This window comes from Bosea sp. 29B (assembly GCF_902506165.1).
Lineage (GTDB): Bacteria > Pseudomonadota > Alphaproteobacteria > Rhizobiales > Beijerinckiaceae > Allobosea.
The window spans coordinates 3,388,719-3,413,535 of sequence record NZ_LR733817.1 but is presented as its reverse complement, the minus strand read 5'-3'; the positions used below and the strand labels follow the sequence as shown (position 1 = coordinate 3,413,535).

General features: G+C 68.0%; 25 protein-coding genes. 16 read left to right on the top strand and 9 right to left on the bottom strand.

The genetic code is table 11. From position 1 onward, the window contains the following. The first annotated feature begins 9 nt into the window (after positions 1-9). A complete protein-coding gene (locus tag GV161_RS16540; RefSeq protein ID WP_152016731.1) occupies positions 10-708 on the top strand; it encodes a cysteine peptidase family C39 domain-containing protein in 699 nt (232 codons plus the stop codon). A gap of 8 nt (positions 709-716) precedes the next feature. Further along, the gene (locus GV161_RS16535) at positions 717-1,292 is read left to right on the top strand and encodes a hypothetical protein (RefSeq protein ID WP_152016730.1); all 576 of its coding nucleotides are present in this window, start codon (positions 717-719) and stop codon (positions 1,290-1,292) included. Positions 1,293-1,361: 69 nt separating this feature from the next. On the opposite strand, the gene GV161_RS16530 is transcribed toward GV161_RS16535, so the two are convergent. From GV161_RS16530 to GV161_RS16520, 3 genes are read right to left on the bottom strand one after another with little or no spacing between them, the layout of a single operon-like run. Continuing rightward, positions 1,362-1,718 carry a RidA family protein gene (locus tag GV161_RS16530; protein ID WP_244624238.1) on the bottom strand — a complete coding sequence of 119 codons (357 nt, stop codon included), beginning with the start codon at positions 1,716-1,718 and terminating at the stop codon, positions 1,362-1,364. Positions 1,719-1,726: 8 nt separating this feature from the next. After that, positions 1,727-4,063: a molybdopterin-dependent oxidoreductase gene (locus GV161_RS16525; protein ID WP_152016728.1), complete on the bottom strand. Its 2,337-nt coding sequence runs from the start codon at positions 4,061-4,063 to the stop codon at positions 1,727-1,729. A gap of 14 nt (positions 4,064-4,077) precedes the next feature. Then, on the bottom strand, positions 4,078-4,803 hold the full coding sequence (locus GV161_RS16520) for a GntR family transcriptional regulator (protein ID WP_159650276.1): 726 nt from the start codon (positions 4,801-4,803) through the stop codon (positions 4,078-4,080). A 285-nt stretch (positions 4,804-5,088) separates the two neighbouring features. Here GV161_RS16520 and GV161_RS16515 point away from each other — a divergent pair, with 285 nt between their 5' ends. From GV161_RS16515 to GV161_RS16460, 13 genes are all read left to right on the top strand, one after another. After that, the gene (locus GV161_RS16515; protein WP_152016726.1) at positions 5,089-7,014 is read left to right on the top strand and encodes a TRAP transporter fused permease subunit; all 1,926 of its coding nucleotides are present in this window, start codon (positions 5,089-5,091) and stop codon (positions 7,012-7,014) included. Further along, positions 7,011-7,733 (top strand): aspartate/glutamate racemase family protein, encoded by a 723-nt coding sequence (locus GV161_RS16510; protein WP_152016725.1) that lies wholly within the window; start codon positions 7,011-7,013, stop codon positions 7,731-7,733. Before GV161_RS16515 ends, GV161_RS16510 begins: the two co-directional genes overlap by 4 nt. Before the next feature lie 8 nt (positions 7,734-7,741). Next, positions 7,742-8,866, top strand: a complete 1,125-nt coding sequence (locus GV161_RS16505) for an FAD-binding oxidoreductase (RefSeq protein WP_152016724.1) — start codon at positions 7,742-7,744, stop codon at positions 8,864-8,866. Next, positions 8,841-9,152, top strand: a complete 312-nt coding sequence (locus GV161_RS16500; RefSeq protein WP_152016723.1) for a (2Fe-2S)-binding protein — start codon at positions 8,841-8,843, stop codon at positions 9,150-9,152. The genes GV161_RS16505 and GV161_RS16500 overlap by 26 nt, the downstream gene beginning before the upstream one ends. Then, positions 9,149-10,543 (top strand): NAD(P)/FAD-dependent oxidoreductase, encoded by a 1,395-nt coding sequence (locus GV161_RS16495; RefSeq protein ID WP_152016722.1) that lies wholly within the window; start codon positions 9,149-9,151, stop codon positions 10,541-10,543. The genes GV161_RS16500 and GV161_RS16495 overlap by 4 nt, the downstream gene beginning before the upstream one ends. Next, the gene (locus tag GV161_RS16490) at positions 10,540-10,935 is read left to right on the top strand and encodes a carboxymuconolactone decarboxylase family protein (protein ID WP_152016721.1); all 396 of its coding nucleotides are present in this window, start codon (positions 10,540-10,542) and stop codon (positions 10,933-10,935) included. The genes GV161_RS16495 and GV161_RS16490 overlap by 4 nt, the downstream gene beginning before the upstream one ends. An 8-nt stretch (positions 10,936-10,943) precedes the next feature. Next, complete coding sequence (locus GV161_RS16485; protein ID WP_152016720.1) at positions 10,944-11,645, top strand: ribonuclease activity regulator RraA; 702 nt, start codon at positions 10,944-10,946, stop codon at positions 11,643-11,645. Between the two features lie 34 nt (positions 11,646-11,679). Then, positions 11,680-12,663, top strand: a complete 984-nt coding sequence (locus GV161_RS16480; RefSeq protein ID WP_152016719.1) for a TAXI family TRAP transporter solute-binding subunit — start codon at positions 11,680-11,682, stop codon at positions 12,661-12,663. 119 nt (positions 12,664-12,782) lie between these two features. Next, positions 12,783-12,992 (top strand): hypothetical protein, encoded by a 210-nt coding sequence (locus tag GV161_RS16475; RefSeq protein WP_152016718.1) that lies wholly within the window; start codon positions 12,783-12,785, stop codon positions 12,990-12,992. Between the two features lie 135 nt (positions 12,993-13,127). Further along, on the top strand, positions 13,128-13,259 hold the full coding sequence (locus tag GV161_RS31345; protein ID WP_280179061.1) for a hypothetical protein: 132 nt from the start codon (positions 13,128-13,130) through the stop codon (positions 13,257-13,259). Between the two features lie 540 nt (positions 13,260-13,799). Beyond that, positions 13,800-15,173, top strand: coding sequence for a glutamine synthetase family protein (locus GV161_RS16470; RefSeq protein ID WP_152016717.1), 1,374 nt, complete (start codon positions 13,800-13,802; stop codon positions 15,171-15,173). 16 nt (positions 15,174-15,189) lie between these two features. Then, a complete protein-coding gene (locus tag GV161_RS16465; RefSeq protein WP_152016716.1) occupies positions 15,190-16,581 on the top strand; it encodes an aldehyde dehydrogenase family protein in 1,392 nt (463 codons plus the stop codon). 12 nt (positions 16,582-16,593) lie between these two features. Beyond that, positions 16,594-17,742, top strand: coding sequence for an iron-containing alcohol dehydrogenase (locus GV161_RS16460; protein ID WP_152016715.1), 1,149 nt, complete (start codon positions 16,594-16,596; stop codon positions 17,740-17,742). 51 nt (positions 17,743-17,793) lie between these two features. Here the strand turns inward: GV161_RS16460 and GV161_RS16455 are convergent, their stop codons facing one another. The 6 genes from GV161_RS16455 to GV161_RS16430 all read right to left on the bottom strand — a co-directional run bounded on the left by GV161_RS16455 (position 17,794) and on the right by GV161_RS16430 (position 24,077). After that, positions 17,794-18,276: a YHS domain-containing (seleno)protein gene (locus tag GV161_RS16455; protein ID WP_152016714.1), complete on the bottom strand. Its 483-nt coding sequence runs from the start codon at positions 18,274-18,276 to the stop codon at positions 17,794-17,796. A 16-nt stretch (positions 18,277-18,292) separates the two neighbouring features. Continuing rightward, positions 18,293-18,778 carry a DUF6789 family protein gene (locus tag GV161_RS16450; RefSeq protein ID WP_152016713.1) on the bottom strand — a complete coding sequence of 162 codons (486 nt, stop codon included), beginning with the start codon at positions 18,776-18,778 and terminating at the stop codon, positions 18,293-18,295. Between the two features lie 20 nt (positions 18,779-18,798). Continuing rightward, on the bottom strand, positions 18,799-20,205 hold the full coding sequence (locus tag GV161_RS16445) for a tetratricopeptide repeat protein (RefSeq protein ID WP_152016712.1): 1,407 nt from the start codon (positions 20,203-20,205) through the stop codon (positions 18,799-18,801). A 69-nt stretch (positions 20,206-20,274) separates the two neighbouring features. Next, positions 20,275-21,468 carry an OpgC domain-containing protein gene (locus tag GV161_RS16440; protein WP_152016711.1) on the bottom strand — a complete coding sequence of 398 codons (1,194 nt, stop codon included), beginning with the start codon at positions 21,466-21,468 and terminating at the stop codon, positions 20,275-20,277. After that, positions 21,468-23,114, bottom strand: a complete 1,647-nt coding sequence (locus tag GV161_RS16435; protein ID WP_152016710.1) for a thiamine pyrophosphate-binding protein — start codon at positions 23,112-23,114, stop codon at positions 21,468-21,470. The genes GV161_RS16440 and GV161_RS16435 overlap by 1 nt, the downstream gene beginning before the upstream one ends. A 72-nt stretch (positions 23,115-23,186) precedes the next feature. Then, positions 23,187-24,077, bottom strand: coding sequence for a PHB depolymerase family esterase (locus GV161_RS16430; protein WP_152016709.1), 891 nt, complete (start codon positions 24,075-24,077; stop codon positions 23,187-23,189). A gap of 149 nt (positions 24,078-24,226) precedes the next feature. Here GV161_RS16430 and GV161_RS16425 point away from each other — a divergent pair, with 149 nt between their 5' ends. Then, positions 24,227-24,802, top strand: coding sequence for a sigma-70 family RNA polymerase sigma factor (locus GV161_RS16425; RefSeq protein ID WP_244624237.1), 576 nt, complete (start codon positions 24,227-24,229; stop codon positions 24,800-24,802). Positions 24,803-24,817: the final 15 nt, after the last annotated feature.

Below are 24,817 nucleotides of genomic sequence, written 5' to 3'. Positions count from 1 at the left end.
CCGGCAGCCATGCCGCGCCCTGCCCTGACACGACGTCGCTTCCTCGGTAGCGGCGGCGCCTTGTGCGCCTCGCTCGCGGGAGGCCTTCCGGTGTGGGCCGAGGAGGCTCCGGCTGAGGAAGGCTCGGTACGCCGGCCGAAATCCTTCCTCGACCGCCGATTCGACGGCGTCGTCGGCCAGACCGCCGACTTCACCTGCGGCGCCGCTTCGATCGCCACCATCCTGACGTATTACTGGAACCGACCGACCACCGAGATCGAGGCGCTCGAGATCATCCGCTCGCGCTACACCGCCGAGCAGTGGAAGAATCGCGAAGGCAACGGCGTCTCCTTCGACGATCTGATCTTCGCGGCTAAGAAACTGGGCTTCCAGGCCGCCGGTGCGGAGATCGCGCTGGAGGATTTGCCGAAATTGGCGGCGCCGGTGATCCTGCATCTCGACAAGGGCAAGTTCCAGCACTTCAGCGTGCTGCGCCGGGCCGTCTCCGAGGTGTATTACATGGCCGATTCGATCGTCGGCCAGACCGTGCTGACGCAGGCCGATCTTCGGTCACAATATACCGGCAAAGCATTGGCGATCGCGAAGCGGAAGGCCGACCTGCCGACGGGCACCGCCTTGTCGGCCGTCCGGGACGGCACCTCTGTCTCGCGGATCGTCGGAGACGTCATGCTGCGGGGCTTCGAGCGCCTGCCCCCAGCCCTGCGATGAGGATAGCCATGATTGCAAGACACATTCCCGCACTTCCTGCCGTGCTGGCGCTGTGCGGCACGGTCGCCTTCGTCCATGCCGCAGCCGCCAATGAATGCGTCAAGGTCGCGCCCGGCTCCTACAGCGCCGATCGCAGCATTTCCGGCCCGGACGCTTCCCTGCGGGCCAAGATCTTCGTTTCCGGCGGCAAGCTCCGCGAGGAAAGCTCGGGCCAGGTCGGGCCCGAGGTCAAGATCATGAACGGGCCAGGCCAAGGTACCGTGCTGTTCAATCCGGAGACCAAGGTCGGCTCGCGGCTCCCCGCCCCTCCCCATAACCGCCGCCGCGACATCAAGGTGAACTCCCAGGATCGCGGCGACGGCACCGTCGTCGTCACCATCACCGCCGACGTCAACGGCCAGTTGCAGCAGATTTCGCAGATGACCTGCCGCAAGGACGGCGTCCTGATCGAGGCCCGGCATACCATTCCCGACGAGCAGGGCAATCCGAAAGGCACGCTGGTGATCCGCGACAGCAATGTCGTGGTCGGGCCGCAGCCTGCCTCGCTCTTCGCCGTGCCGGCCGGTATCAAGTTCCTCCGTTGAGGAACGACTGGCGCTCATCACTGGCATGAGCGGTCGGCATCCGAAGGCCAGTTGCCGAACCGGCTGCCATCACTGCGCGGCCGTCAGGATGATCTCGACCCTGATGGCCGGATCGGCCATCTCGACCACGCCGCAGCAGCGGGCCGGGGCGTGGTCGGGATCGATCCAGCGGTCCCAGACCGCGTTCATCCCGGCATAGTCGGACATGTCCTTGAGCCAGATCGTGGCACTGAGGACTTTGCGGCGCTCGCTGCCGCCTTCGGCCAGCAGCTTGTCGATGCGGGTGAGTGCTTCCTGCGTCTGCTGGCCGATGTCGCCGCTGAAATCGTCGGCGACCTGACCGGCGAAATGCAGCGTGCCGTTATGGACGACGACGCGGCTGCGGCGGCCATTGGAATCGATGCGGCGGATCTCGGTGGTCGACACGGCCATCCTCATTCGGCGGGTTTGACGCCCGCCGGCAGGATTGCCGGCGGCACATGACTGGTGATCTCGGGCAGCGGCCCGCGATAGGCTTCGATCTCGACGAGACAGGAATGGGCGCTCGGCCCCTGCCCCAGACGCGAGGTGCCGCGGTCGGGCGTCAGCACGTTCGGATTGCCATGCTTGTCGAGCGCGCCGGGCCGGCCCGGCTCGAACGGGTCGAACCAGGCGCCGGTCGAGAGCTGAACCACGCCCGGGCGCAGCGCATCCGAGATGCGCAAGCCCGCTAGGCAGGCGCCGCGCTCGTTGAAGACCCTGACGATATCGCCATCCTTCAGGTCGCGGCTCGCGGCGTCCTGCGGATGCATGCGCACCGGCTCGCGTCCGGCGATCTTGCTGTCCCGGGCGTGGCTGCCGTGATCGTACTGGCTGTGCAGCTTGGTCACCGGCTGATTCGAGATCAGATGCAGCGGGAAGTGCTCCGCGGCTTCTGCGCCCAGCCATTCCTGCGAAGGCAGCCAGGCGGCGTGGCCAAGGCAGTCGTCGTAGCCAAAACCTGCGATCCGCTCGGAGAAAAGCTCGATCAGCCCGGAGGGCGTCGCGAGCCGGTGCACCTGCGGATCGGCCCGGAAATCGGCCAGCAGCGGCTTCACGACCTCCGGCTCCGGCAGGAACGTCACGCCTTGGCGCCAGAAGCTGTCGAAGTCGGGAATGTCGAGATTGGCCGCGGCGACGCGCTGGCGGGCCAGCCCATAGAGCTGGCGCAGCCAACTCTCCTCGTCGCGCCCCTCGGTGAAGGCCTCCTCGACACCGAGCCGTGCGGCAAGGCCGGAGAAGATCGCATAGTCGTCGCGCGCTTCGCCGGCCGGCTCGACCGCCTTGTGCGAGGCGGCCAGCATCAGGTCGCGATTGGCGCAGACGATGTCGTTGCGTTCGAGCTGGGTGGTTACGGGCAGGACGATGTCGGCATGCCGGGCGGTCGCGGTCCACCAGGGCTCATGCACGATAATCGTCTGCGGCCGCTGCCAGGCCCCGACCAGACGGTTCAGGTCCTGGTGATGGTGAAACGGGTTGCCGCCGGCCCAATAGACCAGCTTGATGTCGGGATAGTTTCGGCGCTCGCCGTTGAAATCATAGGCGCCGCCGGGATCAAGCAGCATGTCGGCGATGCGCGCGACCGGGATGAAATCGGTGACGGGGTTCTCGCCCTGCGACAGCGACGGCCAGGTGATCTCCTGCGCGGCATTGCCGACGCCATTGACCGAGCCGTAGCCGAAGCCGAAGCCGCCGCCGGGCAGGCCGATCTGGCCGAGCATCGCAGCGAGCGTGATCGCCATCCAATAGGGCTGCTCGCCATGGTCGGCCCGCTGCAGCGACCAGGACATCATGACGAAGGTCCGCTTCGCCGCCATCTTGCGGGCGAGCGAGCGAATATCCTCGGCCGGAATCTCGCAGAGCTCCGCGGCCCATTCTGCTGTCTTCGGCGTGCCGTCGGTGGCGCCGATTAGGTAGGCCTCGACTTCCTTGAATCCGGTGGTGCAGCGCGCCAGGAAATTGCGGTCGTGCAGGCCTTCGCTCAAGAGCGTGTGGCACAGGCCGAGCATCAGCGCGACGTCGGATTGCGGGCGCGGCGCCCACCAGTGTGCGCCGGCTTCCAACGCGGTGTCATCGCGGATCGGGCTGATCGAGACCAGCTCGGCGCCCTGGTCGCGGCAGGCCAGGATGCCCTCGCGCAAAGCGTGGCGGCTGAGTCCGCCGGAGGAGACCTGCGCATTCTTCGGCGAGGCGCCGCCGAACATCACGATCAGCTCGGCATGGCCGGCCAGCAGCCGCCAGGGCGTGTGGCCACTGGCGAGCCCTTTCCGGTCGCCGATCACATGCGGCAGGATCGTGTCGGCGGCGGCGAAGGAGTAATTCTGAACCGAACGCGTATAGCCGCCGATCGTGTTGAGGAAGCGGTGGACCTGGCTCTGCGCATGGTGGAAGCGCCCGGCGCTGGCCCAGCCATAGGAGCCGCCATAGATCGCGCCATTGCCATGGTGGCTGCGCACCCGGTCGAGCTCGCCTGAAACCAGCGCCAGTGCCTCGTCCCAGCCAATCTCGACGAAGGGCTCGTTGCCACGCCCGCCCTCGCCAGCGGCATGGCCGCGCTCGAGGAAGGAGCGTCGCACCGCCGGTCGCAGGATGCGGGCCGGGGCGGTGCGCGCCGCAAGCATCGCCGAAGCGATCGGTGAGGGATCGGGATCGGCCTCGAAGGGATCGAGCGCGACGGGACGCCCCGATTCCATACGCACCCGATAGGTTCCCCAATGGGTCGCCAGCGTCTGTCGTTCCGGCTGCGGCAGCATCTCGTCCTCCCGCGCTAGAGCTCGGCCGCGGCGGGCGCGGCGGTGCTCTCTTGCTGGGCTTCGAGCAGGTCCAGCGCGCGCCAGGCGCTGGAGAAATGCTCGACCAGCAACCGCCCCAGCAGCGCACCATCACGCTTGTCGAGCGCCTCGATGATCGCCTCGTGTTGGTTGCTGACGAAGGTCCAGTCTTTCCGCTGCATGATCGCGAGATAGCGCACCCGGTGCAGGCGCAGATTGAGCTGGCCGTGAACCTCGATCAGCGAGGCGTTGCGCGAGGCTGCGATGATGCGCAGGTGGAAAGCCTGGTTGGCCCGGAAATAGGCGAGCTTGTCGCGCCGTTCGAAGGCCCCCACCATCTCCTGCTGCCAACGATGGACGGCGTCGATGTCGTCCTGCTCCGCACGCTCGCACGCCATCTGGCCGGCCAGGCCCTCCAGCGTCGAATAGACCCGCAGCAGGTCACGCAGTTCCACCACGCTCGGATTGGCGACGGTCGCCCCGCGGTTCGGGTGCAGGTCGACGAGGCGCTCGACCGCGAGGATCTTGAGGGCGTCGCGCAAGGGCGTGCGTGACACGGCGAGCTCCAGCGACAGCGGCTGCTCGCGGACCCGCTCGCCCGGCTTCAGCTCGTCATGGATGATCAGCTCGCGCAGATGCGCGGCGATCTGCTGGGGCAGCGGCTGAGCCGCGACCCGTCGCGCTGAGGCTTCCAGCATCGGCATGCCGAACGGCACCGTCACGTTCCCGCCTCCATTCCTGCGCCGCCCCCGGCATCCGCGATTCTCTGCAAGATCATACCCGCTCTCCAGACAACCGGGAGTTGTCCGCAAGAACGGACAATCCGTTCGGTGCGGAGAATTATTTTCCGAAAATTGCGCGTCAAAGAGAATTGACGACATGGAACTTAGCTGTCTTGATTATTGCATGCAATCGACAAAAGCAGGGGCGCGTCAAATCCGACGTTCTTCCTCAGGTTTCGGTCGGTGCATGTCCGGCATGGCAGCTGCGCTCGGGGGCAACGAACGATGCGGCGGATAGACGGAATTCCAGGCATCCTTCTCGGCCTGTGGTCGGTGGCCGCGGTGCTGGTCCATCTCTGGTTCGCCGGCACCGGCTATCCCGAGCCGCTGGAGCTCGCGGCGATCCATCTGGCGCTGTTCGTGCCGCCGGTCTTCCTGCTGTTTCCGGCGAGCGAGCACTCGCCGAAGAACCGGCCGAGCATTCTCGACCTCATCCTGGCGGTCTGCGCCTTCGTGCCGAACGTCTACATCTACCTGAACCAGGAGCAGATCTACGAGCGCACCAGCTTCATCGACCCGCTGACGCCGGTGCAGTATGTGCTCGGCACGGTGATGGTCGCGACCGTCGTCGAGGCGACGCGCCGCTCGATCTCCTACACGCTCGCCGGCCTCGTGGTCGCGGTGATCGGCTACATGGCGATCTGCCATCTGCTGCCGGGCGCCTGGTATTATCGCGAGCTGCCCTTCGCCCACATCACCGAGATCAACTTCCTCTCGGTCGGCAGCGGGCTCTACGGCTCGCTGACGGTGATGAGCGCGACCATCGTCGCCTCCTTCCTGATCTTCGGCTCGCTGATGCAGGCGAGCGGCATGAGCCGGCTCTTCGGCAATTTCGGCGCCCTCACCGGCGGGCGCTTCACCGGCGGGCCGGCCAAGGTCGCGGTGATCTCCTCGGCCCTGTTCGGCACGATGAGCGGCTCATCCGTCGCCAATGTCGTGGTCACCGGCTCGATGTCGATCCCGCTGATGAAGCGGCTCGGCTTCCGGCCGGTCTTCGCCGCCGGCATCGAGGCAGCGGCGAGCGTCGGCGGCCCGTTGGTGCCGCCGGTGATGGGCGCCGCCGCCTTCATCATGTCGGAGATGATCGCCGTGCCCTATTCGGCGATCATCGTCGCGGCGGCGATGGGCGCAGCGCTCTACTACGTCAACATCCTCGCCGCCGTTCACTATGAGTCGAAGAAGCTCGGCATCGGCGCGATCCCGCGCCACATGCTGCCCAGCCTGTCCGACCTCGGGCGCGACGCCCATCTCATCCTGCCGCTCGCCGTGCTGGTGACGATGATGATGATGCGCTTCTCGCCTTATCTCGCTGCATTCTGGGGGACGATCGCGACGGTCGTGGTCGCGGCGTTGCGCAGCCACACCCGCATGGGACCGCGCGCGCTCTTCATCGCGCTGCGCGATGGCGGTTTCCTGATCTCGATGATCGCGGTCGCCGTGACCTCGGCCGGCATCATCACGGCCGCACTGACCGCGACCGGCCTGCTCCTCGCCTTCACCGGCATGATCAAGGCAGCGGCCGGCGGCTCGCTGCTGCTGCTTGCCCTCCTGATCGCCGGCACCTGCCTCTTCCTCGGCGTCGGCATCCCGACCACACCGGCCTACATCATCACCGCCGCGATCGGCGCGCCGCTCATCGCCGAGCATGGCGTGACGCCGATCGCGATCCACCTCTTCATCTTCTACTTCGCCGTCCTCGCCGACGCCTCGCCGCCGGTCGCGCCGGTGGCCGACGCGGCCGCGACCATCGCTGGCGCCCCGCCGATGACGACCGGCTGGTATGCCTGTCGCTTCGCGCTCGGCGGCTTCGTCACCGGCATGGCCTATATCTACGAGCCCGGCCTGATCCTCGAGGGCTCGCTGTTCAACATCATCTCGACGGCGATCGCGCTGTCGACAGGCCTCATTCTGATCTCGGCCGGACTCGTCGGCTACACTTGGGGACCGCTGCCAGCCTGGCTGCGCCTCGCCTATGTCACCGCCGGCAGCCTGTGCTCGCTCGCCTATGTCGTGCCGGTCTGGCAGCGCGGGCTCGCCGGCATCGCTTTGATCGGCGCCACCATCCTGATGAGCCGCATCGCGACTGCGCGCGGCACTGCGCCCGAACTCAAGCCGGCGCTGGTCAGCCATGCCGAAGGAGAACTGCGTTGAACGAGCGGAAGAAGACCTATTATGGCGTGAGCGTCGGCATCCTGATGGTGCGCTCCTATTTCGAGCGCTTCCTCGGCGATATCGGCCATGCCGGCACCTGGGACTTCCCGGTACAGTACCGCATCGTGCATGACGCGATCCCGGCGCGGATGACCGACCTGCACAATGTCGACCTGCTCGACAAGTTCAAGGCGGCGGCGCAGGAGCTGATCGACGCGGGCGTCGACGGCATCACCACCACCTGCGGCTTCCTCTCGATCTACCAGCGCGAGCTCGCCGAGTTCTGCTCCGTGCCGGTCGCGACCAGCGCTCTGCTGCAGGTGCCGATGGTCGAACGCCTGATCCCGGCCTCGAAGCGCGTCGGCGTCCTCACCTACAACGCGGCGTCGCTGAGCGGGCGCTATTTCGAAGGCGTCGGCGTCGCCGCCGACACGCCGGTCGTCGGCATGCCGCAAGATAGCGAATTCGTCCGCTCGATCCGCGACGGCGACAACAGCGTGCCCTTCGATACCTTGCGGGCCGAGGTGCTGGAAGCGGCCGGCCGGCTGCTGCGCGAAAATCCGAACATTGGCGCCATCGTCTCCGAATGCACCAATCTCACCCCTTACAGCGCCGACATCGTCGAGAAGTTCGGCGTGCCGGTCTATGACGCGGTGTCGCTGGTGAACTGGTTCCATGCTGGATTGCGGCCGCGCCGCTTCCGGCAGGACGAGCGCTGAGACGCGCCATGGCGGCAGGGTCCGAGATCGCGATCGTCGGAGGCGGGCTGGTCGGCGCCGCGATCGGGCTCGGCCTCGTGCGCGGCGGGGCGAGCGTGACGCTCTATGACGAGGGCGACATCGCCCATCGCGCCGCCCGCGGCAATCTCGGCAATGTCTGGGTACAGGGCAAAGGGCTGGCGAGCCCGCCCTATGCCGAGCTTACCCGCCGCGCCGCCCTGGGCTGGCGCGACTTCGCCGCCGAACTGACCGACGAGACCGGGATCGACCTGCGCTTCCGGCAGGACGGCGCCTTCTTCTGCTGCTTCAGCCCGGAGGAACTCGACAGGCGCGCCGGCCAACTCGAAGCGGCCGAGGCACGCTCGCAGATCCCGAGCAGCTATGCGCGGGCGAGCCTGTCCGAGATGCGGGCCGACTTCCCGATGCTAGGCGACGGCGTCGCCGGCGCGACCTTCTGCAAGCTCGACGGCATGGTCGACCCGCTGCGCCTGCTGCGCGCTCTGCTCGCCGCCTTCCAGACGCGCGGCGGGCGCTATCTGCCGCGTGCCCGCGTCGAGAGCATCACGCCGGAAGCCGGGGGCTTCCGCATTACCTCCGCCGCCGGCGCAGGCCATGCCGACCGGATCGTGCTCGCCGCCGGGCTCGGCAATGCACGCCTGGCGCCGCAGCTCGGGCTCGAAGCACCGGTGCGGCCGGTGCGCGGCCAGATCCTGATCACCGAGAAATTGCGGCCGTTCATGCCGCGCGGCATCAGCTTCATTCGCCAGACCGAAGATGGCGGGCTGATCTGCGGCGAATCCTCGGAGGAAGCCGGCTTCGAGGAGGCGACGACGCGCACCATCCTGCAGGACACGGCGCGGCGCGCCACCACCGTCTTCCCCTTCCTGCGCGATGTCCGGGCCGTGCGCGCCTGGGGGGCGCTCAGGGTGATGAGCCCAGACGGGCAGCCGATCTACCAGCGCTCGATCAGCCATCCGCAGGCCTTCCTGACCTCGGTCCATAGCGGGGTGACGCTCGCCCCTTTCCATGCCGGCCCTCTCGCCGATGCCATCCGCACCGGCGCCTTGCCCGACGATATCGCCCTGCCCTTCTCCCCGGCCCGCTTCCATGTTCAAGCAACTCGCGCCGCCTGACCGGCCTCTAGTCGGCATCGTCCTGTCCGGCCGCGCCGTGAGCGCGCCCGAGGGCGAGACGCTGGCCGCCGTGCTGCTGCGCGAGGGCTTCGGGCCATTCCGCACCACGCCAACGGGCGGGCGCGAGCGCGCCGCCTATTGCATGATGGGCGTCTGCTTCGACTGCCTTGTCACCATCGACGGCCGGCCGAATCGCCAGGCCTGCCAGGAGCGCGTCCGCGCCGGCATCTCTGTCGAGCCGCAGCAGGGCGCGGCCCTTCTCCCCGCGACCGGGAGCAAGGCATGAGCGGAACCGTCGATCTCGCCATCATCGGCGCAGGCCCGGCCGGCATGGCCGCCGCGATCACCGCGCGTCGGCATGGGCTCACCGTCGCGGTGATCGACGAGCAGCCGGCTCCGGGCGGGCAGATTTTTCGGGCTATCACCGAGCCGGCACCGCTGCCGGCCTCCGTGCTCGGTCCCGACTACCATGCCGGTCGGATGCTGGCGGAACGCTTCCTCGCCTGCGGCGCCGATTACTGGCCGGGCTCGCTGGTCTGGCAGGAAGAGAAGGGCACGCTCGACCTCACCGGACCGGACGGACCGCAGAGCCTCCAGGCGAAGCGGATCCTCGTCGCGGGCGGGGCTATGGAACGGCCCTTCCCAGTCCCTGGCTGGACATTGCCCGGCGTGATGACCGCCGGCGCCGCTCAGATCCTGCTCAAGACCGCGGCCAGCGCCGCGCCGGGCGCCGTCTTCACCGGCAGCGGGCCGCTGATCTATCTCATCGTCGCGCAATATGCCCGCGCCGGCGTCCCGGTCGCCGCTTTGCTCGACACCACACCGCGCGGCGCGCGATTAAAGGCGCTGCGCCATCTGCCGGGCGCGCTGGTGGCGCCGTCCTATCTGCGCAAGGGACTCGGCCTGCTGGCGGAGATCCGGCGGGCGGGCATCAGGGTCGTCAGGCATGTCGAAGCGCTGCGGATCGAGGGTGAAAGCGCCGTCCGCAGCATCGGCTGGCAGGCCGGCGACGCGCGCGGCGAGATCGCGACCGAGACGGTCTTCCTGCACCAGGGCGTGATCCCCAACGTCAATCTCGCCATGGCGTTCGGCTGCCGTCATGTCTTCGACGAGAGCCAGCGTTGCTGGCGGCCGGAGCGCGATCGCTGGGGCCGCTCGAGCCGCGACGACATCCTGATCGCCGGAGATGCCGGCGGCATCCTCGGCGCCGCCAGCGCAGAACTCACCGGCGAAATCGCGGCGCTCGCAGCCTGCGCCGATCTCGGCCGCCTGCCGACTGACAAGGCAGAGCGCGCCGCCGCGCCGGTTTTCGCCAAGCTGCGACGCGAAAGCGCGATCCGCCCCTTCCTCGAAACGCTCTACCGGCCGGCGCCGCAATTCCTCGTTCCTGGCGATGACGACACGCTCGTCTGCCGCTGCGAGGAGGTGACGCGCGGGGCGATCGCCGCCGCTGTCGCCGAGCAATGCCAGGGACCGAACCAGCTGAAAGCCTTCACACGCGCTGGCATGGGCCCCTGCCAGGGGCGCATGTGCGGCCACAGCGTCACCGAGACGATGGCCGCCCTGACCGGACGGTCGCCGGCCGAGATCGGCTATCTGCGCATCCGCATGCCGGTGAAACCGGTGACATTCGGCGACATCGCCGGGCCAGTCGAGCAAGGGAGGAACGCAGCATGAGCAGCAGGCCGAAGCCGGTCTCCTATGAGGAGGCCTCGCCCGAAGCGCAGGCGGTGATCGACGACATCAAGCGCAGCCGCAACCTGCCTGATGTCAACGACTTCTGGAAATACCTCGCAAGCGACCCCAAGACGCTGAAGCGGACCTGGGAGAGCATCAAGGAGGTGATGGCGCCGGGCGCGCTCGATCCGCTGACCAAGGAGCTGGTCTATCTCGCCGTCAGCGTCACCAACAACTGCACCTATTGCATCGCGAGCCACACGGCTGCCGCCCGCAAGGCCGGGATGAGCGAGGAGATGTTCGCCGAGCTCGTCGCGGTGATCGGCATGGCCAACGAGACCAACCGGCTGGTCACCGCCTATCGCGTTCCGGTCGATCCGGCCTTCGATTGAGCCCGGTGATGACGAGCGACATCCAGGCCCGCCTCGCCGCGATCGGCACGCCGACCCTGTCGAGCCAGCTGATCAAGCATGGCCTGCGCCAGAGCTACCTCGCCGGCCCGCGTCGCCTCGTGGGCGAGAGCGCGCTCTGCGGCCCGGCCTTCACCTTGCGTTTCGTCCCGGCCCGCGACGACAAGGCCGTGCCGGCGAGCTATGGCTGGCCCGGCGCGCTGCCGGCCGCGATCGATGCGGCGCCGGTCGGCAGCGTCATCGTCATCGACGCGCGCGGCCATCCTGCTGCCGGCACGGTCGGCGACATCTTTGCCGATCGCCTCAGGCTCAACGGCGTCCAGGCCATCGTCAGTGACGGCGTGGTGCGCGACCTGCCGGGCCTGCGCCAGGTCGGCCTGCCGATCTGGGCGAGCGGGACTGCCTCGCCGCCCTCGATCGGCGGGCTCAGCTTCGCCGGCTGGGGCGATCCGATCGGCTGCGGCGACGCCGCGATCTGGCCGGAAGACCTGATCGTCGCCGACGAGGACGGCGTCCTCGTCGTCCCGCCCAACCTCGCCGAGGAGATCGCCACCGGCGGCGAGAAGCAGAACCGCTTCGAACTTTGGGTGCAGAAGCGCGTCGCCGCCGGCGCGCAGCTCGTCGGGCTCTATCCCGCCGACGAGAAGACGCTCGCCGAGTTCGAAGCAGAAGACGCCGCCCGAACTGCCTGAACCTTAACCCCTCACCTTGATCGGAGCCTCCAGGATGTCACGCCTTCTCCCGCGTCTCTCTTTGCTGGCGCTCTTCGGCGCCCTGTTCGTCGCGCCCTTGCCGGCTGCGGCCCAGAGCAAGAACCTCGAATGGACCTCCGGCTCGCCGGGCGGCGCCTGGTTCACCCAGACCACCGGCGTCTCGACCTTGGTCATGGAGGCGACGCCGGGGGTCAACATCCGCATCGTCCCCGGCGGCGGCAAGGACAATCCGAGCCGCATCCAGGCAGGAATCAGCCAGATCGGCATGGGCATCGACTTCCTCAGCGCCGCGGCGCTGAAGGGCGAGGAGCCCTACAAGCAGAAGCACGACAAGCTGCGCACGCTCGGCTCGACCGGCGTCGACGTGTATTTCATGGTCTATGTGCCGGTGGAGGAGAAACGCTCGCTCGCCGAGATCCTCGCCGACTCCAAGCTCACCATCGGCGTGACCTCGGCCGCGACCTCCGAGCACCTGACATTGCAGCGCGCGCTCGAACACTACGGCAATTCCTTCGCCAAGATCCGCGCGGGCGGCGGCAAGGTGGTGATCTCGGCCTATGGCGAATTGATCCAGGGCTTCAACGACAACCAGTTCAGCGTGCTCTGGACGGCGGGCGAGATCCCCTCGGGCCTGGCGAGCCAGATCGTCGACGGCCGCCGCAAGGTGAAGTTCGCCGCCTTCCCAGCGGAGCTGCAGAACGCCCTGACCGAGAAATTCGGCTATTCGAAGGGCACCATCCCGGCCGGCACCTTCCCCGATCTGCAGAGCGCCGATGTCTCCGTCTCCTCGATGGGCAACATCTACCTGGTCTCCTCAGAACTCCCCGACGACTTCGTCTATGCGATGACCAAGGCGATCATCGCCAACAAGCCGCGCCTGGCGAACATCTACCAGGCAATGGGCCGCTACGATCCTGCCACCGCCTGGAAGACGCAGCCGGTGCCACTGCATCCGGGCGCCGAAAAGGCCTTCCGCGAGGCTGGTTTCCTGAAATAGGGACTTGCCGCCTGCCACTTCACGCCACCAAAATCGGGCTCGCGCATCCCTGCGCGGGCCCGATCAAATTATCGCCCCATGCGCCTGCTCGACTCGGCCGTTCGGAAGGAGGGACAACCATGCGCATAGCACTCGCGGCAATCGCCATCGTTCTCGCCGGCTGCAGCGGGGGCGACAGCTCGCGCGGCGTCGCCAGGAATCTGACCATCGGCACCGAGCAATGCTCGAAATTCAAATGGGGCACGCCGGAGATGGCCGCCTGCCTCGACCGCGCCGCGGAACAGCAATCGGCGACCGTCGCCAGTCCGCAGGATGCCGGCAGCAGCTGATCTCAAGGCGTTTTCGATTTTGTTCCATGCGCTGGCGGTTATCCCGCACCCGCTAAGATTGCTTGTGCGATGCAGCAATAGTTCATATCTAACCCGTGCCGAAGCAACCTCCCCACGTTTCGAAAGGAGCGATCCATGCTGGAACGGCACGATTGTGAGTGTGTGCTCGAGACTGAGCACGACCACGAGGAGAACCAGGAAGCGCAGCAGCAGGACGTCAGCGAAACGTTCTCTCCGCGCGACCACCAGGCAGGCTTCTGGAGCTAGCCAGACAAGGCAAGGCGGAGGGCGCGGCGCCCTCCGCCGGCCAGATTCTCCCTACCCAACCTTCAGTTGCACGACGCCGCCACCTGAATGGCAGCTGAGGCGGCTCCGCGTTATTCGCCCCCTACTCCCCCGTCCATCACTTGCTGGCCATGCGAAACATTGCCCTGCGCGCTTGGGCGCAGTTGGCCAAGTTTGCGTGTCGGCCAGGACATTTCACGCTCACACAGAGCTGCCATTCCCGCGCTCCTTTCACTGCCGCCAGACTGACGTGAGGTTGGGTGGAAAAGGTTCCCTGGGGGTGCGGGTCACGGCATTGCATCCATCCCGCATCGTGCCTCCCCCTGCTCGATCCCGAGTAAGCGCCCGGCCGTCCAAGCCGCGGTGACGCCAGCGACGACACCGTCAATCCTATAGCCGGCAACAAATCTACACCCCATCGCTGCGAACAGCCCGCAGAACAGTTGCAAGGACAGGCCCAACTGGGCTTCTCTTGGTCGTTCGACGATTGCGCTTCCGCTGCTCCAGCCTTCAGGGATGCCGATGCCCGCTGCGTTTTCCTTCGAGGCCCTGAAGGCTGCGGTCGCAGCCGGGGAGATCGATACCGTGATCGTCGCCATGGTCGACATGGCCGGGCAGTTGATCGGCAAGCGTTTCCACGCCGAGCATTTCGTCGCGAGCGCGCATGACGAGACCCATGCCTGCAACTATCTGCTGGCCAGCGACATCGACATGGAGCCGGTCCCCGGCTACGCCGCCGCCAACTGGGCGAAGGGCTATGGCGATTTCGTCCTGAAGCCGGACATGGCGACGCTGCGGCGCATCGCCTGGCTGCCCGGCACGGCGCTGGTCATCGCCGACGTGCTCGACCATCACGGCCATGAGGACGTGCCGCATTCACCGCGCGGGATGCTGAAGAAGCAGCTCGCTCGCCTGAATGCCATGGGCATCAAGGCCTACTTCGCCACCGAGCTCGAATTCTACCTGTTCGACGAGAGCTATGAGGCGATCCACGCCAAGGGCTATCGCGATCCGAAGACGGCCGGCTACTACATCGAGGACTACCACGTCTTCCAAACCACCAAGGAAGAGCCGGTGATGCGGGCGATCCGCAACGGGCTGCATGAGAGCGGCATACCCGTCGAGAACTCCAAGGGCGAATGGGGCCCGGGCCAGGCCGAGATCAATGTCCGCTATGCCGACGCGCTCGACATGGCCGACCGCCATGTCGTGATCAAGAACGGCATCAAGGAGATCGCCCACGCCCAGGGCAAGGCCGTCACCTTCATGTCGAAATGGCGCTACGACCTCGCCGGCTCCTCCAGCCATGTCCACGCCTCGCTCTGGGATGCGAAGGGGGTGAAGCCACTCTTCGCCGACCCGAACGGCGAGCGCGGCATGTCGGAGCTGATGCGCCATTATGTGGCCGGACAGCTCGCCCATGCCCGCGAGATCACCTATTTCCTCGCGCCCTACATCAATTCCTACAAGCGCTTCCAGCAGGTCGGTACCTTCGCGCCGACGCGCGCCGTCTGGAGCGACGACAACCGCACCGCGGGCTTCCGACTCTGCGGCGCCGGCACAAAGGGCATCCGGATTGAGTGCCGGATCGGCGGATCGGATCTGAACCCCTATCTCGCTTTCGCGGCACTGATCGCCGCCGGCCTCTCTGGCATCGAGCAGAAACTCGAGCTGGAGCCGGCCTTCGTCGGCGACGCCTATGGTGGGGCGGAGTTGCGCCAGATTCCCAACACGCTGCGCGAGGCGACCCTGACGCTCGACGGCTCGGCGATGCTGCGGGCTGCCTTGGGCGATGCGGTGGTCGACCATTACGTCCACACCGCGCGCTGGGAGCAGCTCGAATACGACCGCCGCATCACCGACTGGGAACTGAAGCGCGGCTTCGAACGCTACTGAGACGGATAGCCCGACAATGACTGACGTATTGCGCTGCGTGTCGCCCGTGGACGGGCGTGTCTATGCCGAGAGGCCCGCTGCCAGCGATGCCGCGATCGCCGCGGCGCTGAGCGCCGCCCGCGATGCCCAACGCGACTGGCGCCGGCTTGATATCGCCCGCCGAGCCGCGCTCTGCTCCGCCTTCGTCGATGCGATGCTGGCGATGAAGGACGAGATCGTTCCCGAGCTCGCCTGGCAGATGGGTCGGCCGATCCGCTACGGCGCCGGCGAGTTGCGCGGCTTCGAGGAGCGCGCCCGCCATATGATCGCGATCGCCGGGAGCGCGCTCGCGCCCTTGCGGCCAGAGCCGAAGGACAAGTTCGAGCGCTGGATCGCCCGCGAGCCGCTCGGCGTGGTCATGGTCGTCGCGCCCTGGAACTATCCTTACCTCACCGCGGTGAACACGGTCGTCCCGGCGCTGATGGCCGGCAATGCCGTCATCCTCAAGCATGCCGCCCAGACGCTGCTGGTCGGCGAGCGCTTCCAGAAGGCGGCGGAGGCTGCGAGGCTTCCGGCCGGGCTGTTCCAGAACCTCGCGCTCAGCCATGCCCAGACCGGCTGGATCATCGCCGGCCGCGGCGTTGACCAGGTCAACTTCACCGGCTCGGTCAATGGGGGCAAGGCGATGGAGGCGGCGGCGAACGGCACCTTCATCGGCCTCGGGCTCGAGCTCGGCGGCAAGGACCCGGCCTATGTCCGGGCCGATGCCGACCTCGCCCAGGCGGTCGAGAACCTGGTCGATGGCGCCTTCTTCAACTCCGGCCAGTCCTGCTGCGGCATCGAACGCATCTATGTCCATCGCGACCTCTATCCGAAGTTCGTCGACGGCTTCGTCGCGCTGACCAAGACCTACGTGCTCGGCGATCCGCTCGACGAAGCCACGACCCTGGGCCCGATGGTGAAGGCCGAGGCGGCCACCTTCGCCCGCGGCCAGGTCGCGGAGGCCGTGCGAGCAGGAGCCAGGGCGCTGGTCGATCCTGGCCTGTTCGCCCGCGATCGCGACGGCACGCCCTATATGGCGCCGCAGGTCGTGGTCGACGTGAACCACCAGATGGGCCTGATGCGCGAGGAAAGCTTCGCGCCAACCGTCGGCATCATGCCGGTCGCCGACGACGACGAAGCGCTCGCGCTGATGAACGACAGCCCCTACGGCCTGACCGCCTCGCTCTGGACGCAAGATCCGGACGCCGCCGCGCGCCTCGGTGCCGAGATCGAAACCGGCACGGTCTTCATGAACCGCTGCGACTATCTCGACCCGGCTTTGGCCTGGACCGGGGTCAAGGACACCGGCCGCGGGGCGACGCTCTCCCCTATCGGCTACGAGACACTGACACGCCCGAAATCCTTCCATCTCCGCACTGCGTTCTGAAAGAGGCGACCCGTGACGCTGAAGGCCAACTGGAATTACCCGACCGCGGTCCGCTTCGGACCGGGGAGGATCAGCGAACTGGCGCAGGCCTGCCGCGCCGCTGGCATCGAACGCCCGCTGCTCGTCACCGATTCCGGCCTCTCCGGCCTGCCGATGATCAAGGACGCCATCGCGCAGCTCGGCACCGACGGGCTCAAGGTCACACTGTTCGACCGCGTCCAGGCCAATCCGGTGGCCGCGAATGTCGAGGACGGGCTGAAGGTCCTGCGGGACAGCGGCAGCGACGGCGTCATCGCCTTCGGCGGCGGCTCGGCGCTCGATTGCGGCAAGGTCGTCGCCTTCATGGCCGGGCAGAGCCGGCCGATGTGGGATTTCGAGGACATCGGCGACTGGTGGACGCGCGCCGACCCTTCCGGCATCGCCCCGATCATCGCCGTCCCGACCACGGCCGGCACCGGCTCCGAGGTCGGCCGTGCCGGCGTGATCACCGACGAGACGACGCAGACCAAGAAGGTGATCTTCCACCCGAAGATGATGCCGCAGATCGTGATCTGCGACCCCGAGCTCACCGTCGGCCTGCCGGCGAAGGTCACGGTCGGCGCCGGGATGGATGCGCTGGCCCATTGCCTCGAAGCCTATTGTGCGCCGGGCTTCCACCCGCTGGCGGACGGGATCGCGGTCGAGGGCATTCGGCTCTGCAAGGTCTTCCTGCCGCGCGCGGTCGCCGATGGCGCCGATATCGAGGCACGGGCCCAGATGATGGCCGCCGCCGCCATGGGCGCCACCGCCTTCCAGAAAGGGCTCGGCGCCATCCACGCTTTGTCGCATCCGATCGGCTCGGTGCACCACACGCATCACGGCATGACCAATGCCGTGTTCATGCCCTATGTCCTCGCCTTCAACCGCCCGGCGATCGAGGCGAAGATTGCGCGACTCGCCGCCTATATCGGGCTGGAGCCAAGCTTCGAGGCCTTCTACGACTGGATCGTGACCCTACGCCGCGAGCTCGGCGTGCCCGAGACGCTCAAGGACTTCGGCGTCACCGGGATCGACTATGGCAGGCTGGCAAAGATGGCGATCGTCGACCCGACCGCCGGCGGCAATCCCGTCCCCCTCACCGAGACCGCCGCCGAGGCCTTGTTCAGGGAGGCTACCGGCTGATCCAGGGCGGGCGGGCGCGCATCGGCTCGATCCCGCGCGCCCGGTCCATCCTCAGCGAATGTCCTTCGCCGTAAGCCGCGGCCAGTTGCCGTCAGCCCGGGCGATATAGGTCTTCGTCCGGCGCGCCCAAGTCTCGCGTATGCTGAGATCGTAATTGAGATAGAGCCTGCCATCGACGATCGACCAGGCCTCCGGCTCGATCTTGACGAGATAAGCGCGCGACGTGCCATAGGCGCAAAAGCCGCCATAGGCCGGCAGATAGCGCTCCGGATCGGCCTCGAACAGCGCCTTGTGCTCGGCGCTGGCGAAGCGCCAGACGGCGCCGCCATGCCGAACCGAGAATTCCGGCTTGCCGAGCCGCGGGCCGCCATCGCGAAAATAGGCGACGGGGTCATAGCCGCGGATCGCGACGCCGTCCGAGGAGCCGAGCGTATTGACCGGCTGGGGCGTGTCCGCTTGCGCTTCAGCCCTGGCGACGCCCGCGGCGGCGAGCGCCGCGACCGCGAGATGGATGAATGCGCGTCTGTCGAGCATGGCATTCCCCCCGCACTCAGGACCGGCGCGCTTCGAGCGCTTCGAAGACATAGGCCGCGAGGTAGCCGTAGATCGCGTGCCCGACGAGACTCATGGCAGACAGGCGCGGCACGTCGTTCAGGAGGAAGTGCTGCCCGGCCAGAGGCGCGAAGAAGGCGAGCGCGATGAAATAGGTGATCACGCCCCAGATCCAGCCGTCGGCCGGCATGCCGAAGCTCTTCACCCAGCGGGTCAGCAGCCAGTAGCCGAGCGGATAGAACAGGAAGCCGGTGACGAAGTGCAGCAGCTTGGCGGTCGGCGTCGACAGGGTCAGGCCAAACTGGTGCGCAAACAGCGACTTCACCAGCTCCGGCGGCTCCAGCGGATATTCGGCGAACCAGGCGGTGGGCACGGCCGAGAACAATTCCCAGAAGCCGAGGCCGGCGAAGCCACCAATGGCGAGGTTGAACACGGTGCGGGTGGAGGGCAACGCGAAGCCCTGGGTCATGGTCGCGGTAGTCATGGCGTATCCTTTCCGTGAGATCAGTGGGCGATGGCGAGCGGGGTAGAGGCGACTGCGAGCGCGGCGACGAGGCCGCTCGCCGTCTTTCCGAGCCGCCCGAGCGTTTCGAGCCGGCGGCTGGCGAAGCGGTTGTGTCCCTTGCGCCGTGCCAGGCGCTCGAGCAGGACGACTGCGGCGCGATCGTGCTCGCCGGACCGGATCAGGCTCTCGGCATAGGCTTGCTCGAACAGGTCACGCTGGGCGTGGCTGCCTCCGACGGTGAGCAGACCGTCACGGGCGGCGCCGAGCAGGCGGGCCGCCTCGCGGTAGTCGCGCTCGTGGAAGGCGATCAGCCCGAAAGCAGCCAGCGCGCCGTTGCGGGCCGCGTCACGCCGTTCGCCGCTGGGATGGGCCTGCGCATCCGCGATCAAACCGCGGGCGATTGTCTCGGCCTGCGCGGCATGTCCGGCGCCGAGCAGCGACAGGGCATAGTGCAGGTCGGCGAAGACGAGACAGCCATCATGGACGCGGCCTTCCGCCCTGGCGGCGAGCTCCTCCCAGCGCTGGCCGACGTCCACACCGGCGAACTCAAGCCGCGCCAGCAGCGAGGCGCCATTGGCGATATCGCGGTAATCGTCGGTCGACTCGGCCCGGATCTCCTCGTCATAGAGCCGCAGCACCTCGCCGGTCTCGCCGCGTTCCAGCCGGAACAGAGCGAGATGCCAGAAGATGTGGAAGCGCAGGTTGTTGGCGTGGGCGATGTCGCGGCCATCGCCGAGCCAGACGATGCCTTCGTCCGCGCGGCCGGTCATCTCCAGCACATGGGCGACGGCATGCCGCCCCCAGGCGTCGCGCGGGCTCAACGCGACGGCGCGGCGTCCGGCCCGCTCGGCCTCAACATAGAAGCCACGCTCCTCCAGCGCGAAGGCATGGCAGCCATGGACATAGCCGGCGAGCGGATGGCTCTCGCCGAAGCCGGGTGCGACGCGGCGCAAGGTCGACAGCATCTCGACCTGGTCGCCGAGCATGAAGCGGATGCCGTGCGAGAGCTTGAGCGCCAGCACGTCGAAGGGATGGGCGAGGAGGATCGCTTCCAGCCGCTCCGCCGCCCGGCGCGGGGCCGCGTCGAGCCAAAGCGCCAGTGCCTCGACGACCATCGCCTCGCGCCGCGTGACCTGCCGCAGGCGCGCCGCCGCGCGGGCCCTGGCGAGGCAATCGCGGGCCGGACCGAGCAATTCGCTGCGCGCCAGCGAGAGCAGCATCAACCCTTTGGCGGCATGCGCCAGGGCGAAATCCGGATCGGCTGCGAGCGTCCGGGCGAGATGGTCGGGCGTGGCGGCGGCATGGGCGAGCAGCGCTTCAAGCGTATCGTTCCAGGCGAGCCGCGCGGCATCGTTCGCGACGGTGATGCGGTCGCCGGAGAGATCGTGATGCAAGGCGTAGGACATGGGCTGCTCCATTGCCGCGCCGGTGAAGGCGCTCGTCAGGAAGTTCGCAGCAGGTCGATCAAGCGGCGTTCAACTCGCTTCACGGACCCGTGTTGTCAGCGAGGCCGCGGCCGGTTCATGCTGCCGCTCCGCGGCGGGCTTGAGCCTCGGACCCGACCAGGGCGCGCTCTTGAACCAGCCGACGACAAGCGCGGCGGCGAGGATCAGCGCGAAGCCGGCGAGGTTGAGCAGCGCCACCACCGGCTCGCTGCGCCCGGCCATGTCGGCGACCGTACCCAGCAGCCGCGCCAGCACCACGCTGGCAAGGAAAGCCGCGAGCGATTGCCGTCCGATCAGGATGAGGAAATGGCCAGCGCCACGGTCGAGCCGGTCGCGCCAGGGCTCGATCAGGCTCAGAACGAGATAGGCGAGCGCCAGGAAGTGCAGCACCCGCAGGATATGCAGGTCGGTCTTCTCGCTGGCGGGGATGATCAGGTCGCGGATCGCCTGCGCCGCCGGCCAGTGATCGAGGATGCCCCAGAAGGACAGCGGCACCGAGACGAGGATGAAGAGCCCGGCTGCGATCATGAGGCGCCGGTCGCCGAGCCGCGGCACCGGCAGCCAGCTCATGCCGATGAAGAAGCCGATGAAGAAGATCAGCTGCCAGGCGAAGGGGTTGAGGAACCAGCCGGCATCGTTCCAGGGGTTGCCGGGCAGGTTGAGCCCCCACCGCCAGACTGCCGCGTAGAGCCCGACCGCGATCAGGAAGGGCAATGCGGCGTGCAGGCGCCGGCCCAGCATCATCACCGGCACCAGCGCAAGGATCACGAGATACATCGGCAGGATGTCGAGATAGTCCGGCTGCCAGGTGAGCGTGGCGAGGCCGAGCAGCGCGCGTTCCGGATCAGCCAGCAGCGGCGAAAATTGCTGCGCGAGGACGGAGAGGCCGAAAGCACGATCCAGCAGGGCGGCGAGCGCGATCAGCGCCAGAACGAGGCCGATCTGCGCCCAGTAGACCTGCCAGATCCGGTAGGCGATGCGGGCCGTACCGAGCCAGAGGCCGCGCCGGGTGAAGACGCCGCCGAAGGCGAGCGCGCTGGCGAGGCCGGAGCAGAAGACGAAAAGCTCCGCCCCCGAGGAGAAACCGAAGCGTGCGGGTATCCAGGCGTTCCAGCTGTTCGCGGGCAGATGCGCGACGAAGATGATCAGCATGGTCAGGCCGCGGAAGAGGTCGAGCCGCTCGTCGCGAGGCCGCTTCGCCGGCGCGGAAGGGAGCGCGGTCATCAGAAGGCGCCCTCATAGCTGCCGGCGTCGATGCGGCAGGCCAGCAACGTGAAGCCATCGCGTCGGAAGGCTGCCTCAGCCTCGCGTGCGAGCGTCTCTCGATCCTCTATCGTCGCGCCATGCCCGCCTATCGCCCTGGCGATACCGGCGAAGTCGGTCTCGCCGATATCGACGCCAGAACGCGCCAGGCCGAGCTGGCGCTGCTTCAGCGCGATCAGCCCGAGCGCCCGGTCGACGAGCACGACGACGATCACCGGCAGGTTCAGGTCGCGCAAGGTCGCTAGTTCGCCGAGCACCATCTCGAGCCCGGCATCGCCGACGAAGCAGAGGGTCGGGCGGCCGGAGCCGAACGCAGCCCCCGTCGCCAGCGGCAGGGCGCAGCCCATGGTGCAGAGCCCGCTCGATTGCAGCAGGGTGCGCGGGCCGTCGCAATTCCAGATCTGACTGAGCAGGATGCGGTGCGCACCGGAATCGGCAGTCGCAACCGTGCCGGCCGGAGCGATCTTGCGCAGGGTTTCGAAGACGGCATGCGGCCCCCATTCGGCGGGAGCGGTGAAGGCGGCGCGGAAGGCCCCGCGGATCGCCGCGGGCTCGCCGCCCAACCAAGTCGCCTTCGCTGAAAGCCCGTCCGTGAGCCGCGTCAGGATCGTGCCGACATCGCCTTCCAGCAGCAGACTGGAATGATGCATGCCGTGCTGGACCGGCTCGGCGACGATGTCGATGACCGGCTTGCCGGCGGGCCAGGGATTGCGCCAGCCCTGGCGCATCTCGATCGGGTCGTAGCCGGCGAGCACGATCAGATCGGCCGCCTCGATCAACGGCTGGACGATCGCGTCGGCCCTGGGCGAGAGGCCGACGGCGCCGATCACGCGCGGATCGTCCTCGGGAACCAGTCCTTTGGCCTTGTAGGTGGTGAGCAGCGGCGCGCCGGTCGCGGCTAGGAAGCGATCGAGCGCAGCCCCGCCCCGCTGCTCGACGAGATCGAGCCCAGCAATGACCAGAGGCCTTTGCGCTGCGGCGATCAGCGCTTGCGCCGGCCGCAGATCGGCGGGGATAGCGGACACGGCCGACGTCAGCGCAGGCGCCACGCGCCAGACCGTGCGGGCTTCAGCGACAGAGATCGGCAGGTCGATATGGACCGGCCCCGGCCGGCCGCGCCGGGCGGTGGCGGCGGCCTTGGCCACCACGAGGTCCTCGGTGCCGGGGGCGATGCGGAAGCTCGCCTTGACCAGCGGGCGCAGCACGGCCTGATGGTCGAAGACCTGATGCGTATAGCTCTCGGCCAGAGCCTGATCGACGCAGCCGGTCACAAAGATCAGCGGCACCCGGTCCTGCTGCGCATTGGCGACGACGTTGACCGCATTGGCGACGCCAGGGCCGAGCGTCGCGACCAGCACGGGCAGCGCGCCGGTCGCATGCCAGAGCCCTTCGGCCATGAAGCCGGCGGCGTTCTCGTGCCGGGCGAGCTCGAAACGGATGCTGGCGCGCCCGAGCGCGTCAACCAACGCCAGTACTTCGCCGCCGGGGATGCCGAAAGCGTGGGTGGCGCCGGCAGCGGCCAGTTGCGCGGCCAGGAGATCGGCGCCCGTGACGGGTTGCCCGAGGCCGGAGCCCGCCGGCTCCGCCGCTATCCGTTCATGGCGCATCATCTCTCTCCGCTTCGCCGCCGCGGCAGCCATGCGAGAGAGATCGTGCGGGAGGCCGGTTTGGTTACAGGATCACGGAGACGTGAGCGGGCGATGTGCTGTGGAGAGAGGTTCGCCTGCCGGCATCATCAGCCGCCAGGCGCGCTCGACCCAGGCCGGATCGGCCCCGTGGCCGCCGGCATGCAGGCAAAGCTCCAGCCTGGCCTCACCGCCGCAGCCGGAGGCGACGCGACAGGTGAGATCCTGTACTCCGGAAGGGCCGCGGGCGGTTTCGGCCCAGGGCGCCGTGCAGCCGCCCGGCGCGAGGATCGCAAAGCTCCTGAAGACATCGCCCTGCCGCGCTCCAGAGCGCAACGTGCGGCCGACGAGCGGCACCGTCGTATCGCTCGTGCCATGGACATGGATCAGCGGTGGGCGCGGACCATCGCAGCGCTCCGGCAGAGGCTCCCAGAAAGCGCCGGCGATCGGCGCGAAGGCGGCGAACCGCGCCGGCATCCGGCAGGCGAGATACCAGGCCATCGAGCCGCCCTGCGAGAAGCCGCTCGCCAGGATGCGGCGATGATCGACGGGAAAACGCGCCGCGACATCGTCCAGCACCTGTCCGATGAAGGCGAACTCGTCGCGATGTCGCGCCGGCGAGCCGGGATAGGACCAGCTGTGCCCGGCTCCGTCGGGCGCGATCAGCGCGACGCCGAGGCGCCGGGCGACGGCGAGCAGTCCGGGATCGGCGATCGTCTCCTCGGCCGAGCCTTGATAGCCATGGAAATACATGATCGCCCCGACCGGCCGCTCGCTGGTGGCTTGCTGCGGCAGGACGATCCGATAGCTGCCGCTCGCCACGATGCAGCCCGCATCACTGGGACAGGCATCTCCGGATTGCGGCCGGATGGGCTCCTGGGCGCCGGCCGATGCGACAGTGATCAAGCTGGCCAGCGCGCCTGCGAGCCATCGCCTTCTGGCCATCTGCGTCTCCCGGAGAGCAAGGGCTCGTACACCCTCGCGCGAGCGTAACGGACGAGTGCAAGCGCTTCACCATCCCCTCGCAGGCTTGTGAGCCCGCCCCTGCCATGCGACGGACACGCAGATTATTCCCCGTGCGAGAAGCGCAAGGCGTGTCGCTGCAAGAGCTTGAAACCCGGCTCCGACCGATCTTCCTCGCGGCCCTTGCCGGCGATGCCGCGGCCTATCGCCTGTTCCTCGACACGATCAGCGTGCGGCTGCGGGGCTATCTCAGGCAGATGCTGGCGCGCGCCGGCCGAAGCGAGGCGAGCGAGGCCGAGGACGTGCTGCAGGAAACCCTGCTGGCATTGCACCTGGCCCGCCACACCTATGACGCCGCGAGCCCGGTGACGGCCTGGGCGCACGCGATCGCACGCTACAAGCTCGTCGATCATCTGCGCCGCTCCGGCCGCCATGTCGCCAACCTGCCGCTCGACGACGAGGCCTATCAGCTCGCCGGGCCGGTCGATGGTGCGGCGGCAGAGGCGAAGCTCGATCTGGAGCGCGCCATGGCCGCCCTGCCGGAGCGCACGCGCGCCCTGATCGACAGGGTCAAGCTTCAGGGAACGAGCGTCGCCGAGGCTGCGCAGGCGGCGGGCATGACCGAAAACGCCGCCAAGGTCGCGATCCATCGCGGATTGCAGGCCATGGCCAAGTTCCTCTCCCGGCGCGGGGAGCGGCCGGGATGACCGAGGCAGCGCGTA